Consider the following 18,354-nt stretch of genomic DNA (forward strand, 5'->3'; position numbering starts at 1 on the left):
GCAGGGGAGGGAGTCGCCCCAGCCAGTCTTCACATTTCTTAAGCATCCCCGACAAGAACGAACAGAAACTGTCATCCGTCCGTCACATTCCCCCTTTACCCTCACCTGCACTAATAAGTCCCAAAGAGGATAGTACCAACCATGATCATTCCAGCTACAGCCAGCGGGAATGCGCCTGCGCGCATGTCTTCTCCCCCCGCGATCTCTGTCCATCAGGTGTCCCATTTCTTTGGGAGCAACCCGGTACTCAATCACGTCAATTTATCCGTGCCGGAAGGCACGATCCTCGCCCTGCTTGGCCCTTCCGGCTGCGGAAAAAGTACGCTGCTGAAAATGCTGGCGGGATTACTCCATCCTGCGTCAGGACAAATCAGCTTTGATGGTGTCACTGTCGCCAGCGGAAAAATCAGTCTGCCACCGGAAAAACGCAATCTCGGCATGGCCTTTCAGGATTATGCCCTGTGGCCGCACATGACCGTGCGCCAGAACGTCGCGTTTCCGTTGCAGATGCGCGGCATCCGCGGTGCGATACAGCAGGAGAAAGTGATGGCGGCGCTGGAGCGCGTCGGACTGGCGGATTTTGTCTCCCGCCGCCCTGCCGAACTTTCCGGCGGTCAGCAACAGCGTGTGGCCCTCGCCCGCGCCATTGTGGCTGAGCCACGCATTTTGCTGTTCGACGAGCCGCTGTCGAATCTTGACCGCGACCTGCGGGAAAGCCTGTGCGAGGAAATGGCAACATTGTTGCGCCAGCTCGGCACCACGGCGGTGTATGTCACCCACGATCAGCACGAGGCTCACGCACTCGCTCACCGCATTGCGCGCATGGACAAAGGCGCGATCGCCAGCATTGACCAGATTGACCCTTCCGTTGTTTCACCTTTTGTTGCTTAACCTTTGATGGAATGAAAATGATGACCCGCACACACAACAAAACCTCCAAAACGTTTTCCCGTACCAAAACAGGCGTAATGACAGCAATGACTCTTTCTCTCGCAATGGCGGCAGGCAACGCTCAGGCACTGACGCTCTACACCGCCGGGCCGGGCTCGCTGGCAAAAAAACTGGCGGCAGGCTATGAAAAACAAACCGGCGTAAAAGTCGATGTGTTCCAGGCAACAACCGGCAAAGTGATGGCTCGCCTGGAAGCCGAACAGGCCAACCCGCGGGCCGATATACTTATCTCAGCATCCTGGGATACCGCAACCGATCTCGAACAACGTGGCTGGTTGCTTGAATACCAAAGCCCCAATGCGGCACAGGTTCCCGCGCAGTTTAAAACCCCCTATTACGTCGCTCAGGGTATTTCCGCACTGGGCATCGTCTGGAACACAAAAAGTGGGACGACCGAGCCTAAAGACTGGGGCGATTTAGCCAAACCGGAATTCAAAGACAAAGTGACCACGCCGGACCCGTCTCTCTCCGGGGCGTCTCTGGATTTGCTGATCGGTCTACAAAATGCCCACGCGCAACAGGCCTGGAAACTGTTTGAGGATCTGAAAGCCAACGGCATGATTATCGCCGGACCCAACGCACAGGCGCTGACGCCGGTCTTACAGGGCGCGAAAGCTGCGGTATTTGGCGCGGTTGATTATGTGTCATACGCCAGTATGCAGGACGGCGAATCGGTCAAAGTGATTTTCCCGAGCAGCGGAACGGTTATCGCCCCGCGCCCGATGATGATCCTCAAATCCAGCCAGCAGCCCAAAGAAGCCAAAGCCTTTATCGATTACGCGCTGTCGCCTGAAGGCCAGAAACTGGTCGCCGATGCCTGGCTGATGCCAGCCCGTACGGATATCGACGCCAAACGCCCGCTGTTTAAATCGCTGAAATTATTACCGGAAGCATCACAGGCTTCCGCATCACGTAAAGACGTTCTCGACCGCTTCGCGAAACTGTTCGGACAGCAATAATCCCTTCCCGGGCTGTTTGAAAAAGCAGCCCGCTTCTGAGATTTAATCAATGAATAGAAATGCTTTCCTGCCGGGCATGACGGGCATTGCGCTGTTACTGCTGGTCGCGGTGCCGGTCAGTTTTGTGATTTTACAGGCGGTCTTTCCGCATCTGGATGCCGGCAGTTATTCGGCACCGTTCAGTGCATTTTATCGTGTTTTCCAAGAACCTCAGTTACGTGAACTGTTCGCGACAACATTAAAAGTCGGTCTGGGCGTGGCGATATGCAGCGGCCTGATTGGCATTCCATTAGGTGCCTTGCGCGGCCTGTTCGTGCTACCCGCCGCCGCGCTGTGGGACATCCTGTTTCTGGTGCCCTTCCTTTTACCGCCGTATATTGCCGCGCTGTCATGGATGCTGGCGTTACAGACCCACGGTTATGTCCAGCAACTGCTGCCGTGGCTGCATCTGAATGATTTTTTGTTTTCGCTGCCGGGCATGGTGATGGTGATGACGCTGAATGTGTTTCCGGTCGTGTATTTCGCGGTATCGCGCAGCATGGCCGCCAGCGGCAGTCGTCTGGCAGATGTTGCGCGTATTCATGGTGCGGGTCCGTGGCGGGCATTTTTGCGCATCACTTTACCCATGGCGTTACCGGCAATGGCCTCCAGTTTGTTACTGGCGTTTACGCTGTCGATTGAAGAATACGGCGTGCCCGGCGCGCTGGGTTCGCGCAGCGGCATTCTGATGCTCACCACCGGCATTGAACAGCGCCTTGCCGACTGGCCGATCGACCTGCCCGGCGCGGCAGTGCTGTCGCTGATGCTGGTAGCAATTGCGCTTTGTGCGTACAGCGTTCAGCGTGCAGTGCTGGCGGGCAAGAATGTGGAAAGCGTGACCGGCAAACCGGCGGACGTGACACAAAAAACGCCGGGAGTCTGGACAATTCCGGTGCTGATGTTGTTTACAGCGGTGGCAGTGATTGCCGTCGCACTGCCGATTGTCTCCACACTGGCCACGGCGTTTTCCCGCACGTTGTCCGGCGGGCTGTCGTGGCAGAATCTGACCTTCCGCCACTTCAGTAATCTGTTTGCCGCGCACGGCGACGCGCTGAGTGCGCTGTCGACCAGCCTCAGTCTGGCGCTGGGTACCGCGCTGATCGCCGGGGCGACCGGCTTTCTTGCCTCGTGGCTGGTAGTGGCACGAAAAATTCGCGGTGCGGCGGTTATCGACGGTTTATCGCTGTTACCGGCGGCATTGCCGGGGATTGTGGTGGGTGTCGGTCTGATTCTGGCCTGGAACCGCAGTTTCTGGCCGGTGACGCCGTACAACACCTGGGGAATTCTGCTGCTGGCTTACTGCTGCCTGTTGCTGCCTTATCCGGTGCGTTATGTCAGCGCCGCGTTGAAGCAGATTGGCGGCAATCTGGACGCCGCCGCACGGGTGCACGGTGCCACGGCGGCGCAGACATTGCGTCTGATCCTGCTGCCGCTGGTATTTCCGAGCCTGCTGGCATCAATGATGATGGTTTTTGCCGTGGCGTCACGGGAACTGGTGACGTCCCTGCTGCTTTCACCGGCGGGCGTACAGACCGTATCGGTGTATGTCTGGCGTCAGTTTGAACAGGGTTCGGTGGGCGACGGGATGGCGATGGCGTCGGTTGCAGTGCTGCTGAGCCTGACGCTGATGTTGATTGCGGTCAGGCTGCAACAACGGCCCCCGGCTTAGCTTTCCCGCTGCGGTTCAGCGTGCGGGCGGTCACCGGAGGGGATCAGCAAACCGGCGGCGACTGCCAGTAGCGAAATCACTGCAGACACCACAAATACCCAGTGCAGCGACGCCGCCACGCTGTCGGTCAGAGCACCCAGTTGCTGGCTATCCATTGCGCTGCGGGTGGCTTTCTCCATCAACAGCTGTACCGGATCGTTTACCTGCGGCAGACGATATTGCAGATTCAGATTCAACGTTGCGCCAAGCACCGCGGTGCCAATGGCGGAACCCAGCATACGGGTAAAGAGTGTTGAGGCCGTCGCGATGCCGCGGATAGCCGGTTCAACGCTGTTTTGCACCGAGACAATAAAGGTGGTATTACACAACCCCATGCCCGCGCCAATCGAAAATGCCGCCAGACGCGCCATCCACAAACCGGACGATGGCGAAAGCAGCAACAGCGCCAGACTTCCGCCGACCAGCAATAATCCGCCAATGACCGCCGTTGCACGGTATGAAGTCGCCTGCATCAGACGGCTGCTGAACATGCTCGCCAGCGGCCAGCCAATCGACATCAGCGCCAGCGTGGTGCCCGCCTGTAACGGCGTTCCGCCGAGTACGCCCTGCACATAGGTTGGCAAAAATGCGCTGATACCCATCATGGTGGCGCCAATGATCAACCCGCCAACATTTCCGGCAATAATCACTTTGCTTTGCCACAGCGCCAGCGGGAACAAAGGCTCCGGCGTTTTACGCTCCTGGCGGATAAGCAGCCATGCGCTGCAAACGGCTAATGCCATCAGTGCCAACGCCCAGTAACCCAGCACTTCAGCCTGCAACAGCGCCAGGAGTAAGGCCGCGACAGAAAGGGTCAGATAACCGGTACCGGCCAGATCCAGCTTATGTGGTTTACGCTGTCCGTCCGGCGGCAGGTATTTCACCAGAATGATCATCGCCACCAGGCCGACAGGCACGTTCACCCAAAACACCACCGCCCACGGGAAATGGGAAACAATAAACGCTCCCATCAGCGGGCCGACAATCGCCGAAACGCCCCATACGCTGGACAAATATCCCTGCGCTTTTGCCCTTTCCTGCGGGCCGTACACATTGGCAATCAGCGTGGTGGCTATCGGCGTGATTGCCCCTGCACCCAGTCCCTGCAGGGCACGAAAGCCGATCATCCAGCCAAGCGAAGGGGCGAATCCGCACAGAACAGAGCCGATCAGAAACAGCGTGGTACCGATGAAAAACATTTTCCGGCAACCATACAAATCCGCCAGCCGCCCGTAGATGGGTACGCTGATCGCCTGCGTCAGCAGATAGACGGCGAACACCCAACCGAGCAGCGAGAACCCACCCAGATCGCCAATAATGGTTGGCATCGCCGTCGCGACAATGGTCACTTCTACGGCGGCCATAAACATCGACAACATGCAGGCGGCAAGGATTAGAGGTCGGTGAGAAGATTTAACAGCAGACTTTACTTCAGGATGATTGACGGCCATGTTCTTTGTTTTCTTTAGCATTGTTTTGATGAGTGCACGCAGGCAGATACCAAATTATAGACAAAAAAGAGGCGCCGGGTTTGCACACAGCGCCTGTTAAGGACAGTTTAATTATGACAACATCAGTTATAAGTGTTGACTAAAAAAAGATGATTTATTGAGAAAGCGATTATGCGTCCTCTGGCCTGAATAAATGGATGGGTAAAGTGAGGCGTACGGGGGCTAATAAGTTGGAAAAAGCCAATGACCGGGAGGGAGCAAAATGTCCACTACCATTAGTCCAGCGCGTCAGTCGCCCGGCACTAAATACGAGCTCACCAGCGAAATAAACTCCGCGTTCCCTTTCTATTATCACTCCCCCCTTTTTATGTTCACAGATACCCGTAAGAGAAGTATGTCCATGGACATTTTGATAATCTGCCTTGCCGCAAATAACAGCCCCCGGAGCATCATCCATGATAGCAAACACCCAGCCACCTCCATTTGGTACAAGGGTGCGTTGAGGATCCATTATATTAACAAGTTTATAATTTCCCGCCGCCTGACGGATAACTTCATAAACATATAACGGATTAGCGGGCTCCTGATCGACACATTTAGGGTCGATCACTTTCATCATTTTGCGTTTAAGCAACATGCTGTTCAATTTTGAATATTGCTGTTTTTCAGGCACTTAATACCATCCATGATAAATTTTAAAAAACCGTCAGCCTCATACTTTAATCACCATTTCCAGGTTAAAGCTGGACAGGTCGATAAACTTCGCCATATCGCGGCTTTCCGCACGAGGTAAATACGGAATTTCACCGAGCAGCGGTGCGGAAATATTGGCGCTGAGCGCATCAATCGTTTCCTGGTAGTGAGCCAGACAGGGATTAATGCGGTTCGCCACCCAACCAAGCAGTGGTAAACCATCCGCAATAATCGCCTGCGCGGTTAATAACGCATGGCTGACACAACCTTCCTGAATACCTACCACTAATACTACCGGCATATTTTGCTGGCGGACCCAGTCCGAATATAAAAGATGCGGTGTGATCAATGTTCTCCAGCCGTCGCACCCTTCAACTACAACGGAGTCAGCCTCCTTACGCATGAAATTAAGACCGTCAGTCATTATTTCAAAAACATTTTCAGGGACCTGGCTGGCATAAATATCTTCATCAGCTAATGCCAGCGGAGTTATTTTATTAAAAGGATAAGAAATTGAAGATGACTGCTGGAGCGTTACCGCATCTTTATTTCGAACCCCGTCGGCCAGCTCCTGACTGCCTGTTGCAATAGGTTTATAGCCTAAAACGCAGCGATCCTGCGCGGCTAAAGCCTGAAGCAAGGCACGTGTGACAATGGTTTTACCTACACGGGCATCCGTACCCGTGACGAAAAAGTGCGTTAACATGGAATTCAGGCTCCGGGATCTCTCCGTCTTATTGAAAGATAGTCTCCGGTAAGAACACACCGCCAGAGACAAAGTCACGACAGAAAGTCTAGGCGATGCGGGATGAGAGCGGTTTGCGTTAGCGCAATGTTTTGTTGACTGTCCATGCAGTTAATGCCGAGGGCTTATATTTTTTTATTTACCAACACAGGTTAATGATATATCCCAATTAATGGGAATTATGACAGGGCGGCAAGGAAGAAAGTCCCGATGCGCTGACGAAGATCAAGGATTCGGGCGAACAAATGCAGCCAATGCAGAAGTAACTTCAATTTTGCAGGATATTAGCCTTGCAGTAATTTAATTAACAGGGATCCGCTATATAACGCATCTTTCACTAACGCCGCGCCGGGCATCGTTCCCTGATTATAGAATTGTGTCGATTCAAGTTTGATATTTTCGCTATAGGCGGGAAGCGATTGCTGCTGAATACAGGACATTATCGCGGGATGGAGAATATCCTGAGATAAATTCAGCGGTGAGCCGATCAGCACTTTCTCCGGATTAAACAGATTGACCATGATCGCCAGAATGCGTCCAACGCTTTGTCCGACGCTAATGATCACATCACGCGCTAGCTGATCGCCACGGTTTGCTGCATCACACACGGCCTCGATAGTCAGCGACACACCATGCAGTAAGCTGGCCGGAACCGGGACCGTTAACCGCTGACGAACCAGATCAAGAATGCTGTCAGTGCTGGCGACAGTTTCAAGGCAACCGTGATTGCCGCAATAACAGCGCTTGCCGTAAGGATCGACCTGCGTATGGCCGATTTCCGCCACACTGCTGCTGCCCGCGTGCAACACGCGCCCGCCCGTGATCACCCCGGCTCCGACGTTGTGATCAATCACCACCTGTACCACATTTTTACAGCCCCGGGAGGCACCGTATAGCAACTCGGCCAGCGTCCAGGCACCGATATCGTGCTGCACATACACCGGCAAACCGGTGTGCTCAGACAGCGTGTCACCCAGCGGCATATCAAACACGTCATGATAAAACGGCATGCGGTGCACAATGCCACGCCGTGCGTCGATCATGCCCGGTAAGGTAATGGCGATGGCGGTGAGACGTTCGAGTTTGCGCTGATGACGGATAAAAAACTGATCGATTTCCGAAATAATACGTTTAAGCAGAGGTTGCGACGCCTGTTCCGGCAGCGGGAGGACTTCTTCTACCACCAGTTTACTGCTGAGATCACGCAGACCCAGGGTAATGGAACCGAGGCTGATACGTGCTGAAAGATAATGCCAGGCCTGCGTATCGAGCGCTAAACCAATGGCCGGACGCCCGCGGCTACCGGGATCCTGAAATTCAGTTTCCAGCACCAGATGCGCCTGGATTAACTCACGAACTATCTTGGTGATACTGGCAGGAGCCAGTTGTGCTTTTTTTGACAATTCAATGCGCGAAATAGGACCAAACTGATCTATCAGGCGGTACACAGCACCGACATTGGTTTGTTTTATCTGATCTATATGTCCTGGTTGCCCGTCGGGGATCACTCAAGGAACTCCTGTTATTTTCGCGCTTCAAAATAAAGATTAGGGCTATGTTGGAGTTTTTGTTATATGTCGTCAACTATTTGATTCGTTATGTGATTTGGTGCACAAATTGCGCGAAAACACGCTCAGAATTGACTGGAAATACAGCATCTTCTGACTTCGCCTCCTTATTCTTCGTGTAACAACAAATCCATAAATGCCCGGGCTGCGGCAGTCGCAGGACGCCGTGCGTGATTCACCAGCCAAAGCTCTGTCGTGCCCTGCAGTGTGCCAAATCGCAAATACCTTACCCCTTCAACCTGAATACGCAGATAAGAAGCGGGCAAAATTGACACCCCGAGACCGGCCGCGACCAGGCCGATAATGGTCAGCGGTTCGCCGACTTCCTGAGTGATATACGGCGTGATCCCCTGCACTTTGAGCTGGCCGAGTATATCGTCGTAAAGCGACGTGCCGACATCTTTGGAGAAAAACACAAAAGGCTGATCGGCAAGGTGCTGAAAAGTCAGTTCACCCTCTTTAAGCGCATTCAGCGGATGGTCTTTGTGCACCACAGCAATCAGCGGCTCGGACAGCACAAGATGGTGTTCCAGCTCCTCCGGTAACTCGCCATTACGCATAATGCCCAGATCCAGTTTTCCCTCCAGTAACGGTTCGATCTGCTGTTTGCTGTTGAGCTGCTCAATGCGAATATTGACATCCGGATAGGTCAGACGAAAACGGTGCAAGGTGCGGGAAACACGACGTAAAAACGGTGCCGAAGAGGTCAGCCCGAGGGTCAGATTGCCAGACTCGCCGCGATGAATGCGTGCCGCCTGAGCGGACGCCTCACCGACACGCTGCAAAATCTGCCGGGCTTCCGGCAGAAACGCCTGTCCCGCCTGCGTCAGCCGCACGCTGCGGTTGTTGCGGTAAAACAGCGCGGCGCCGAGATGGGTTTCCAGCGCCTGAATTTGCTGGCTCAGCGGCGGCTGGGACATGTGCAGACGTTCCGCTGCCCGGCCAAAATGCAGTTCCTCGGCAACAGCGATGAAATAACGTAAATGACGCAGTTCGATGTGGTTCATGATGTGGATTAATTCGCCCGATTGATACTTTAAACATATCGTTTTTGACTGATTAATATATTAGACAATAAACCTCGCAGCGTTAAAATTCTTATACATTTTAAAATTAAGTTTTACAGCCCCCGTATTAAGGACTTCCAGTGAAAACCTCCCGGCGGATTTCCGCTGCACCAGCCAGTGATTCAGTTAACGACGACGAGTTAAATCCTGAAACCCCCGTCGCCCGCTCCGGACTTAAAACTCCTTTTATCAAACGTGGTACGCCGCAATTTATCCGCGTCACCCTTGCGCTGTTTTCAGCGGGTCTGGCGACGTTTGCCCTGCTGTATTGCGTCCAGCCAATTCTGCCGGTGTTGTCGCATGATTTCGGCGTTTCACCGGCCACCAGCAGCCTGTCGTTGTCGTTGTCCACCGGTTTAATGGCGATTGGCCTGCTGTTCACCGGGCCAGTTTCTGATGCCGTCGGGCGTAAATCAGTAATGGTGGTGGCGTTATTTCTCGCTGCGGGCTGCACGCTGGTCTGTTCCTTTATGCAAAGCTGGGATGGCATTCTCATCATGCGTGCGCTGATCGGCCTGTCGCTGAGCGGCGTGGCGGCAGTCGCCATGACTTATCTCAGTGAGGAAATCCACCCGAGCGTGGTCGCTTTCTCGATGGGCTTATACATCAGCGGAAATTCTATCGGCGGCATGAGCGGACGTTTAGTCAGCGGCGTGCTGACGGATTTCTTCTCCTGGCGTATCGCCGTTGCCGTCGTTGGTTTCTTCGCTTTCGCGGCGGCAATTATGTTCTGGCGCATTCTGCCGCCGTCAAAACATTTCCGGGCAAGCTCGCTGAAACCACGCAAGCTGCTGATTAACTTCAAGCTGCACTGGCGCGACAGCGGCTTGCCGCTACTTTTCGCCGAAGGTTTCCTGCTGATGGGGAGTTTCGTGACCATGTTTAACTACATCGGTTACCGTCTGCTTTCATCGCCCTACAATCTGAGCCAGGCGATTGTCGGCATTATCTCTGTGGTCTATCTGATGGGTACCTACAGCTCGCCGAAAGCCGGTGCGCTGACCGGTGTTTATGGCCGCGGCCCGGTGCTGATCGGCGCAACAGCGCTCATGCTGCTGGGGATTTTGATCACCGCCTTCTCGCCGGTCTGGCTGATTTTCATCGGTATGATCCTGGTTACCGGCGGGTTCTTCGCCGCCCACTCCGTCGCCAGCGGCTGGATCGGGCGTCGTGCACGCCGCGCAAAAGGACAGGCTTCCTCGTTATACCTTTTCAGTTATTACGCAGGGTCGAGCGTCGCCCGGGACATCAGGCGGATTCGTTCTGGCACTCATTTGGCTGGTACGGGATTACCGGGTTTACGTCAGTTTGATGCTGATTGCCGGTGTCGGTGTCGGCTTTAAGCTGATGAGCTTATCTGAGGCGAAAGCGGTTTAACTGGTTTGCTCCTCACCCTTCGCAGGGGGAGGAGCAAACCCAAAATCTACTCCCCTAATTTCCCCATCCGCCGCTGGCTATCTCCCTCAAACAACTGCATTCGTGCAGTATCAATCTGTACCCACACGCGATCCCCCGGCGCGGCACCCGATCTCACCATGCTGTAAACACTCAGGCTTTCACGGCCAAATTTACCGTGGATCAGTTCGCTCAGACCGGTCGGTTCAATCAGCGTGATGTCCAGCGGCACGGCGCCCGGCGCACCCTCTTCGCACAGCACAATGGCTTCAGGGCGGACGCCATAAATCACCTCTGAACCACTTTGCAGATTCATGATTGAAGGATCCACCGGCAACGTTAATTCCGGCGTAATCCGTAACTGCGGTGCAGAATCACCCAGTTCCAGTGTGCCGTTGATGAAATTCATTGAAGGCGACCCGATAAAGCTGGCAACGAATTTATTGGCCGGTGTGTCGTACAGTTCCAGCGGCGTGCCGACCTGCTGGATCAGGCCATGATTAAGCACCACGATACGGTCGGCGAGCGTCATGGCTTCGACCTGATCGTGCGTCACATAAACAATGGTGTTTTTCATTCTCTGATGCAGGCTTTTGATTTCAATCCTCATCTGCCCGCGTAACTGCGCATCCAGGTTGGAAAGCGGTTCATCGAACAAAAACACCTGCGGTTCGCGCACGATCGCCCTGCCCATTGCCACCCGCTGACGCTGCCCGCCGGAAAGCTCTTTCGGGCGGCGATGCAGCAGCGCGGTCAGTCCGAGGATATCGGCAGCTTTATTTACCGCAGCCTCAATCTCCGCTTTCGGGCGTTTTTGCACTTCGAGGCTGAAGCCCATGTTGCGCGCCACGGTCATGTGCGGATACAACGCATAACTCTGGAATACCATTGAAATGTCACGGTCTTTCGGCGCCACCTGATTCATCAGACGCGAACCAATATGAATGTCCCCCGCCGTCGCCAGTTCCAGCCCCGGCGATGGTGCGCAGCAGGGTCGATTTACCGCAACCGGACGGCCCGACCAGCACCACAAACTCGCCGTCTTTAATGGTCAGGTTGATATGTCGCAACACTTCGACATTTTCGTAACGTTTTTGAAGATCGGAAATCGTAATCTGAGCCATAAAATTATCCTTTAACCGCACCCGCAGTCAGCCCCTGAACCAGGTAACGCTGAATGAACGCAAAGAACAGACAGGCAGGAATGAGCGCCAGCACGGCCGCCGCCATCATGTCGCCCCATGAAACCGCGAATTTCGACACAAAACTGAGTAAGCCAACCGGGAACGTCATCACCTCGTTTTTGTTGATGAGCATCAGCGAGAACAACAATTCGCTCCACGCGGCGGTAAACACGAAACCTAACGTTGCCGCCATGCCCGGTAACGTCAGCGGGATGATGACTTTGCGCAGCGCCATAAAGCGGCTGCACCCTTCCAGCATCGCGGACTCTTCCAGATCCTTCGGAATGCTGTCGAAAAACGACTGCATCAGGAACGTGGCAAAAGGGACGTTAAAGGCGGTGTAAATCAGCACCAGCCCCAGCAGGCTGTTGGTCAGGCCGAGCGGTGCCATTACTTTGTAAATTGGCGCGAGGATCATCACCAGCGGGAACATCTGCGTAAACAGCAGCAACGCGGCCATCACCGTTTTGCCGCGAAAACTGAAACGGGAAAATGCAAAGCCTGCACCGGCAGCAATGATCGTGGTCAGAAATGCCGTGCCGAATGACACAATCAGACTGTTGAAGAAATACAGTGGAAACTGGCTTTCCGTAAACACCCGCTGAAAATGTGTCAGCGTCATCTCACCCGGCCACATCCGCACGCCTTCGCTGTAGAGCAGTTTGTCCGGTGTGATTGAGATTTTGATCAGCCAGTAAATCGGGAACAGCGCGAACACCAGGTAAAACAAAATCCCCAGCCGGTGTCCGCCCTTGCGCAGCCACGCGTTGAATGACAATGCGTTCATATGAGCCTCCTTATTTCAGCAACTGATGGCGGATGCGCAGTAAAACCAGCGCGTAAAGCGTCATCAGCACCAGCAGGAACACCGCCATCGCCGACGCATAACCAAAGTCGAGTTTGCGGTACGCAGTGGTGAAGATGAAACTCGACAGAATCGAGGTGGAATTCGCCGGGCCGCCGTCAGTCATCACCACAATCAGGTCGGCGAAATTCGCAATCCAGATGGTGCGCAGCATCACCGTGATGGCAATCATCGGTGCCAGAAACGGCAGTGTAACTTTGCGAAACTGCTGCCAGCCGGTCGCCCCGTCCATTGCCGCCGCTTCGTACAAATCTTTCGGAATCGACTGCAACGCCGCCAGCAACGTTATGGCGAAAAACGGAATGCCGAACCAGACGTTGGCCACCACCGGGCCGTACAGCGCCAGTTGCGGATCAGACAGAATATTGTACGGCTCGGAAATGATATGCAGATCAGCCAGCCAGTAAGGCAGTACGCCAATCACCGGATTGAGCAACCACGCCCAGGTCAGGCCGGAGAGAAACGCCGGAACCGCCCACGGCAGAAACACCAGCGCCTGCACCCAGCGGCGGCCGGGAAACTCACGGTTGAGCAATAAGGCTAACCCCAGCCCCAGCGCGAACTGCAACACCAGTGAAGTCAGTGTCCAGTTGAAGGTATGGCGCAGCGCAGCATAGAAATGCCGGTCATCAAACATGGTGCGGAAGTTATCCAGCCCGACCCAGCCGGTATCGAAAGGGTTAAGCAACTGGATGTTCTGAAAAGCATAGGAAATACCGATGGCCATCGGAACAAAGATAAACAGGCCGATCAGCACCAGCGTCGGGCTGAGATAAACCCAGGGTTCCAGCAGCGCCCGCAAACGCGGGAAGCGCGGCACGGCAGCGGTGTCTGGCGGTGAAACTTCCAACATCATGACGCGTCTCCGTTGAGAAGAATATCGAACTCCGGCAGCAGATTCGCGCCGGAGTTATCCGGTTTACTTTTGCGCAGCCAGCCAGGCTTTCTGTTCTTTGGTCAGGTATTTCGCCCAGTCTTTCACCATGCTTTCGGTGTCGTTCTGGCCGAGCAGCGTTTCCTGCGAACTGTCTTTCACAATCACCGAGTTGAAATAGCCCCAGCCTTTGAGGTGCGTTGGCATAGTCAGCGGGATGTAATCCGGGCTATTCAGCTCGGCAAACCAGCCTGCAAACTGCGGCGCGTGGTAATACGCATCCTGCTCTGCGCCCTTATAAATCGGTAAGGTGCCGACAAATTTCGACCAGGTGAGGTTGTTTTCTTTGTTACTGAGGAAGGAAATCAGATCCCAGCTTTGATCCTGATGTTTGCCCTGTTTGAACATCGACCAGCCGGTATAACCGATGGTCGGATAGGCTTTGCCGTTCGGCCCGAGCGGCATTGGCGCGACCGAGAAATCGTCAGGATTCATGCTGTTTTTGATGGCGATCAGCGCGTCCGGATCCTGATCGAGCATTGCGCATTTACCGGAATAGAATCCGGAGACGATTTCGTTAAAGCCCCAGTTGACGCTGTCTTTTGGCGCATAACCCTTCTGGTACATATCCACCAGGAATTGCGCACCTTTAATCGCACCAGGTTTGGTCAGCGTGCTGTTGCCCTCTTTGTCGAAGAAGTCCGGCGAGCCGTTCATCGCCGCCATAAACATCATCCAGGCATTCGTACCGCCGACGCCGCCGCGCATGCAATAACCGCTGATGCCGTTACCCAGCGCGCTGATTTTCTTCGCATCCGCCATAAACTCGTCCATGGTTTTCGGCGCCTCGGTCAGACCCGCCTGCTGGAAGAGTTTTTTGTTCCAGGACATGGCCCGCAGATAAAAACCGTACGGGATCATGGTGGCGGTGCCGCCGGAAGAACGCGCCATGGTCAGCGTTTTGTCAGTCAGATCCGGCGTGCCCGACCAGCCTTTCAGCCGCGGTTCGAGATCAGCCAGCATGCCGTTACTGGCATACAGCCCTTGCCAGGTGTCCGGCATTTCCACCACATCCGGGTATTGTCCGCTCTGGATCATGGTGCCAAGCTTTTCAAACGCCTGTCCCCACGGCAGCGACACCACGTCGATCTCGACATCAGGGTGCTGCGTTTTGTAAGCGGTTAACATTTTTTGCAGCATTTCAGTACGCGCCGGGCTGGTGATCACTTCCACCAGCGTCAGTTTGGTGGCGGCAAAACTGGCGCAGGAAAACAGGCTGACGCTGAGCGCCAGCAGGCTGAGCACATGACGTTTCGGGTGTCGCATAATCTTGATTCTCCACGGTGAAAAAAGTCGGAACACAGGAACGGTCTTTGAACAAAGGCCTCAGGAACAGGCGCTTTCGATGGCGTTTTTCAGGTCACGCCATAAATCTTCGGTCTCTTCCAGCCCGATAGAAATGCGGATCACGCGGGGCGACACACCGAAATCTATTGCCGAGTTGAATTCGCCCGCCTGATTCAGCACAGAAATGGCTGGCATCACCAGACTTTCGAAACCGCCCCAACTGACCCCCATACGGAACAGGTTCAGCGCGTTACAGAACGTCGGAATATCGATGCCTTCGCTCAGCTCAAAGGAGAACAAACCGCTGTAGCCGGTCAGCGTGGAAGTCGGCAACGGGTCAAGTCCCGGATGATTCACCTGCGTGATGCGCGAATAGCCCTGCAACCGGCGCGCCAGTTCCAGCGCACTTTCGTGATGCTGGCGCATACGCAGCGGCAGCGTGCGCAGGCCGCGCAGCAGCAGCCAGGCTTCATTGGCAGAAAGTTTGCCGCCTAAAAACGGGCTGATATAACGACTGATGGCGCTGATGCGTTCCTGGCTGGAAATCACCAGCCCGGCGACCACGTCGCTGTGCCCGCTGATGTATTTCGACGCGGAATGAATGACCAGATCGATGCCCGCAGCCAGTGGCTTCTGGAAAATCGGCGACGCCCAGCTATTGTCGATCATCGTTATTACGCCGTATTTTTTCGCCAGTTCCGCGATGGCCCGCAGATTTTGTTCGCCCATCACCCAACTGTTCGGGCTTTCGAGATACAGCAGTTTCGCGCCCTGCATCGCCTCTTCCAGCGCGGGCAGTGAACCGCCATCGACAAACTGTGATTCAATCTGAAAACGGGTGCAGAAACCGCGCAGGAAACGGTAGGTGTCCGGGTAGACGTGATTCACGCACACCACTTTATCGCCGGGACCGGCCACGCTGAGAATGGCGTTACTGATCGCCGCCATGCCGCTGCCGAACGCCAGACAAGCTTCGCCGCCTTCGAGTTGCGCCACTTTTTTCTGCAATTCGACGACGGTCGGGTTATCAACGCGGGAATACAAAGCATGGTCGCTGTCGCCGCGAAAACGGGCAATCATGCTGTCATAATCAGTGAAACTGAATAACGAAGACTGATAGATGGGCGGCGAAATCGCTCCGCGATCGTGGCGGGCGTCGTGCACTAAACGGGTGTTTTCCCCTAACTCAACAGGCTGGCTCTTATCATCTTGCTGCATTGATCACTTCCTTCATGTCACGTTCAGTTATGTTCAGAATGTCGTTGCTTAGCCTGCGCGCGTTTTCCGGTTCACGGCGCGCAATGGCTTCAAATAACATGCGATGCAGCGGAAAAGAGTCGCTGAACAGCGCCTGCTCAGGCGGCGATTCAAAAAAGGCATGCAGCAGGTCATAAATGCCGCCGACCATTTGCAGCAGCAGCGGATTGTGCGCCGCGCTGTAGATTGCCGCGTGAAACTGCCAGTCTTCTGCCCCGGCGGAACCGACGCTCAGATGGACTTTTTCCATCACATCCAGCTTCTGTTCGATAAACAGCAAATCGCTTTCCGTCGCACGTACCGCCGCCAGCGCGGAAGCCTCGCATTCAATGATCCGGCGCACTTCCAGTGCATGAAGCATGGTGGCTGAGTCATTCTTAAAGCGCAGGGACAGAAAGCTGTCGTTGGCGGTAATTTCAGACTGCAAAAACGTGCCGCTGCCTTTTTTGCGCACGATAATCCCCAGCGCTTCCCAGCGTTTCAGCGCCTCGCGTACGGTGTTACGGCTCACCGCCAGCCCTTCGGCCAGCACGCGCTCAGGCGGCAATTTCTCGCCGATACGGGTGCCGGACTGCGCCACATAGCGGGTCAGCGCATCGAGCACCAGCGTGTCGCTTTGTTGTGGCGCAATCGGATGCAATAAATTTATGTCGCCGTTCATTGGCTTCTCCGCACTTTGGCTTGTGCAAACATCGGCCATAATTGGCCCAACAACTCAACCTGTGGACCACTTTGCAATTTATCTGCCAGTTTTAAAAACAACCGTTAAGCGAATGATTTACAGACACAATGAGTAAATTTCATCCCAAACGGGAAAGCAGCGACAAGATCGCGGTGGTGCAAAAACATGGAGTTTTGTTACGACGCTGTGCAGGAAATGTTCTGTGATGTAGCACGGGATGAATTGACGCCCACGTGTGCAAATGATAATTGTTATCATGTAAATTCATCCCGTCAGGCAGGTTGGAATGACACCGAACACTGAATCCTCCGCAGCAGCGTCCTGCTGCATCGTCGGCGGTGGCCCCGCAGGATTAATGCTGGGATATCTTCTGGCGCGAAAGGGAATTGACGTCACCGTGCTGGAAAAGCACAGCGACTTTTTACGCGATTTTCGCGGCGATACCATTCATCCGTCTACACTGGACATCATCTGGCAACTGGGTTTTCTCGACGAATTCCTCGCCCTGCCGCATCAGCGCGCTGAAAAGCTTTTTGGCGAGATCAACGGCCAGGAAACCACGCTGGCGGATTTCAGTCATCTGCCGACGCAGTGCAAATTTATCGCTTTTATGCCGCAGTGGGATTTTCTCAACTTCATCGCCAGCAAGGCTGCGCAACTGCCCAATTTCCGGCTGATTCATAACGCGCAGGTCCTGTCATTGCTGGAGGATAAATGCCAGGTATCCGGCGTTCTTGCTGAAGTGAATGGCGAAACGCAGCATTTTGATGCGGATCTGGTCGTCGGTTGCGACGGGCGTAATTCCATCGTGCGCGAACAGGCCGGGATGGAAATCCGCCGTTATGGCGCGCCACGTGACGTGTTATGGCTGAAAATTCCCAAACGTCCGGATGATCCTCAGTGGTCGATGGGGCATCGCGGGCCAAAGAAAAACTTCATCATGATCGACCGGGGTGATTACTGGCAGTGTGGGTATTCGATCCCGAAAGACAGCCTGGATGCGCTCAAAGCACAGGGCATCGCGCCTTTTCTCGACCTGCTGGCGGAAGTGTCGCCGTTTGAGCGCCAGCGCTTAGCCGACGATATTCTCAGCTGGGAAAACGTACGCTTGCTGGTGATCCGCATCGACCGTCTCAAAGAATGGGCTAAACCGGGTCTGTTGTGCATCGGCGACGCGGCACATGCAATGTCACCGATTGGCGGCGTCGGCGTGAATCTGGCGATTCAGGATGCGGTGGCGACAGCGAATATCATCACTGAACCGCTGAAGGCCGGACGCCTGACGCTGCGACACTTAAAACGTATCCAGCGCCGCCGCGCGTTCCCGACGTGGGCGACGCAGGCATTACAGATCATGATCAGTAAAGCAGGACAGAAACAAAGGAAGCGTGCCCCTTCACGGCTGGAAGCGTGGCTGCGCGGGCGGAAATTTATACCTTTCCTGTTTGGACGCCTCATCGGCGTGGGATTTTATCGGGAAATCCCGAAGCTTTGATTTTTCAGGCAAACGTATTGATGTGCACGGTCAACTCCCTCCCCTGCGAAGGGGAGGGTTGGGGTGGGGTATTA

General features: G+C 54.6%; 14 protein-coding genes and 2 pseudogenes. 5 read left to right on the forward strand and 11 right to left on the reverse strand.

What is annotated here, in order from left to right; all coding sequences use genetic code 11:
- The first annotated feature begins 141 nt into the window (after nucleotides 1–141).
- From UC14_RS25960 to UC14_RS25970, 3 genes are all read left to right on the forward strand, one after another.
- Nucleotides 142–891, forward strand: coding sequence for an ABC transporter ATP-binding protein (locus tag UC14_RS25960; protein WP_013575449.1), 750 nt, complete (start codon nucleotides 142–144; stop codon nucleotides 889–891).
- A 77-nt stretch (nucleotides 892–968) separates the two neighbouring features.
- Nucleotides 969–1,910 carry an ABC transporter substrate-binding protein gene (locus UC14_RS25965; RefSeq protein WP_173362096.1) on the forward strand — a complete coding sequence of 314 codons (942 nt, stop codon included), beginning with the start codon at nucleotides 969–971 and terminating at the stop codon, nucleotides 1,908–1,910.
- Between the two features lie 49 nt (nucleotides 1,911–1,959).
- The gene (locus UC14_RS25970) at nucleotides 1,960–3,618 is read left to right on the forward strand and encodes an iron ABC transporter permease (RefSeq protein ID WP_112198727.1); all 1,659 of its coding nucleotides are present in this window, start codon (nucleotides 1,960–1,962) and stop codon (nucleotides 3,616–3,618) included.
- Here the strand turns inward: UC14_RS25970 and UC14_RS25975 are convergent.
- The 5 genes from UC14_RS25975 to UC14_RS25995 all read right to left on the reverse strand — a co-directional run bounded on the left by UC14_RS25975 (nucleotide 3,615) and on the right by UC14_RS25995 (nucleotide 9,121).
- Nucleotides 3,615–5,108 (reverse strand): MDR family MFS transporter, encoded by a 1,494-nt coding sequence (locus UC14_RS25975; protein ID WP_013575446.1) that lies wholly within the window; start codon nucleotides 5,106–5,108, stop codon nucleotides 3,615–3,617. The two genes, UC14_RS25970 and UC14_RS25975, sit on opposite strands and share 4 nt — an antisense overlap.
- Nucleotides 5,109–5,277: 169 nt before the next feature.
- A complete protein-coding gene (locus tag UC14_RS25980) occupies nucleotides 5,278–5,781 on the reverse strand; it encodes a hypothetical protein (RefSeq protein WP_041673134.1) in 504 nt (167 codons plus the stop codon).
- A 39-nt stretch (nucleotides 5,782–5,820) separates the two neighbouring features.
- Nucleotides 5,821–6,507 carry a dethiobiotin synthase gene (bioD, locus tag UC14_RS25985; protein ID WP_112198728.1) on the reverse strand — a complete coding sequence of 229 codons (687 nt, stop codon included), beginning with the start codon at nucleotides 6,505–6,507 and terminating at the stop codon, nucleotides 5,821–5,823.
- Between the two features lie 323 nt (nucleotides 6,508–6,830).
- On the reverse strand, nucleotides 6,831–8,054 hold the full coding sequence (locus UC14_RS25990; protein ID WP_013575443.1) for an ROK family transcriptional regulator: 1,224 nt from the start codon (nucleotides 8,052–8,054) through the stop codon (nucleotides 6,831–6,833).
- 167 nt (nucleotides 8,055–8,221) lie between these two features.
- Nucleotides 8,222–9,121, reverse strand: a complete 900-nt coding sequence (locus tag UC14_RS25995) for a LysR family transcriptional regulator (RefSeq protein ID WP_112198729.1) — start codon at nucleotides 9,119–9,121, stop codon at nucleotides 8,222–8,224.
- A gap of 140 nt (nucleotides 9,122–9,261) precedes the next feature.
- Between UC14_RS25995 and UC14_RS26000 the strand changes: the two are divergent.
- Nucleotides 9,262–10,558: pseudogene (locus UC14_RS26000) on the forward strand (MFS transporter).
- 46 nt (nucleotides 10,559–10,604) lie between these two features.
- Here UC14_RS26000 and UC14_RS26005 read toward each other — a convergent pair.
- From UC14_RS26005 to UC14_RS26030, 6 genes and pseudogenes are all read right to left on the reverse strand, one after another.
- Nucleotides 10,605–11,700, reverse strand: a pseudogene (locus tag UC14_RS26005) (ABC transporter ATP-binding protein).
- Nucleotides 11,701–11,704: 4 nt separating this feature from the next.
- Nucleotides 11,705–12,547 carry a carbohydrate ABC transporter permease gene (locus tag UC14_RS26010; RefSeq protein WP_013575439.1) on the reverse strand — a complete coding sequence of 281 codons (843 nt, stop codon included), beginning with the start codon at nucleotides 12,545–12,547 and terminating at the stop codon, nucleotides 11,705–11,707.
- 10 nt (nucleotides 12,548–12,557) lie between these two features.
- The gene (locus UC14_RS26015) at nucleotides 12,558–13,481 is read right to left on the reverse strand and encodes a carbohydrate ABC transporter permease (protein WP_013575438.1); all 924 of its coding nucleotides are present in this window, start codon (nucleotides 13,479–13,481) and stop codon (nucleotides 12,558–12,560) included.
- A 63-nt stretch (nucleotides 13,482–13,544) separates the two neighbouring features.
- Nucleotides 13,545–14,825 (reverse strand): sugar ABC transporter substrate-binding protein, encoded by a 1,281-nt coding sequence (locus UC14_RS26020; protein ID WP_112198730.1) that lies wholly within the window; start codon nucleotides 14,823–14,825, stop codon nucleotides 13,545–13,547.
- A gap of 60 nt (nucleotides 14,826–14,885) precedes the next feature.
- Nucleotides 14,886–16,064, reverse strand: a complete 1,179-nt coding sequence (locus UC14_RS26025) for an aminotransferase class I/II-fold pyridoxal phosphate-dependent enzyme (protein ID WP_013575436.1) — start codon at nucleotides 16,062–16,064, stop codon at nucleotides 14,886–14,888.
- Nucleotides 16,051–16,764 carry a FadR/GntR family transcriptional regulator gene (locus UC14_RS26030; RefSeq protein WP_013575435.1) on the reverse strand — a complete coding sequence of 238 codons (714 nt, stop codon included), beginning with the start codon at nucleotides 16,762–16,764 and terminating at the stop codon, nucleotides 16,051–16,053. Before UC14_RS26030 ends, UC14_RS26025 begins: the two co-directional genes overlap by 14 nt.
- Nucleotides 16,765–17,071: 307 nt before the next feature.
- Here UC14_RS26030 and UC14_RS26035 point away from each other — a divergent pair, with 307 nt between their 5' ends.
- Entirely contained in the window at nucleotides 17,072–18,280 is a 1,209-nt protein-coding gene (locus UC14_RS26035) for an FAD-dependent oxidoreductase (RefSeq protein ID WP_015689912.1), read from the forward strand.
- Nucleotides 18,281–18,354: the final 74 nt, after the last annotated feature.

Origin of the sequence: Rahnella sp. NRRL B-41462, from assembly GCF_003263525.1 — a bacterium.
GTDB classification, from domain to species: Bacteria; Pseudomonadota; Gammaproteobacteria; order Enterobacterales; family Enterobacteriaceae; genus Rahnella; species Rahnella aceris.

Coding starts and splice junctions, on each gene's coding strand:
- UC14_RS26010 (WP_013575439.1), bottom strand. CDS start 12,547: ATGAACGCATTGTCATTCAACGCGTGGCTGCGCAAGGGCGGACACCGG.
- UC14_RS25960 (WP_013575449.1), top strand. CDS start 142: ATGATCATTCCAGCTACAGCCAGCGGGAATGCGCCTGCGCGCATGTCT.
- UC14_RS25970 (WP_112198727.1), top strand. CDS start 1,960: ATGAATAGAAATGCTTTCCTGCCGGGCATGACGGGCATTGCGCTGTTA.
- UC14_RS25995 (WP_112198729.1), bottom strand. CDS start 9,121: ATGAACCACATCGAACTGCGTCATTTACGTTATTTCATCGCTGTTGCC.
- UC14_RS26025 (WP_013575436.1), bottom strand. CDS start 16,064: ATGCAGCAAGATGATAAGAGCCAGCCTGTTGAGTTAGGGGAAAACACC.
- UC14_RS25975 (WP_013575446.1), bottom strand. CDS start 5,108: ATGGCCGTCAATCATCCTGAAGTAAAGTCTGCTGTTAAATCTTCTCAC.
- UC14_RS26030 (WP_013575435.1), bottom strand. CDS start 16,764: ATGAACGGCGACATAAATTTATTGCATCCGATTGCGCCACAACAAAGC.
- UC14_RS26020 (WP_112198730.1), bottom strand. CDS start 14,825: ATGCGACACCCGAAACGTCATGTGCTCAGCCTGCTGGCGCTCAGCGTC.
- bioD (WP_112198728.1), bottom strand. CDS start 6,507: ATGTTAACGCACTTTTTCGTCACGGGTACGGATGCCCGTGTAGGTAAA.
- UC14_RS26035 (WP_015689912.1), top strand. CDS start 17,072: ATGACACCGAACACTGAATCCTCCGCAGCAGCGTCCTGCTGCATCGTC.
- UC14_RS25965 (WP_173362096.1), top strand. CDS start 969: ATGACAGCAATGACTCTTTCTCTCGCAATGGCGGCAGGCAACGCTCAG.
- UC14_RS26015 (WP_013575438.1), bottom strand. CDS start 13,481: ATGATGTTGGAAGTTTCACCGCCAGACACCGCTGCCGTGCCGCGCTTC.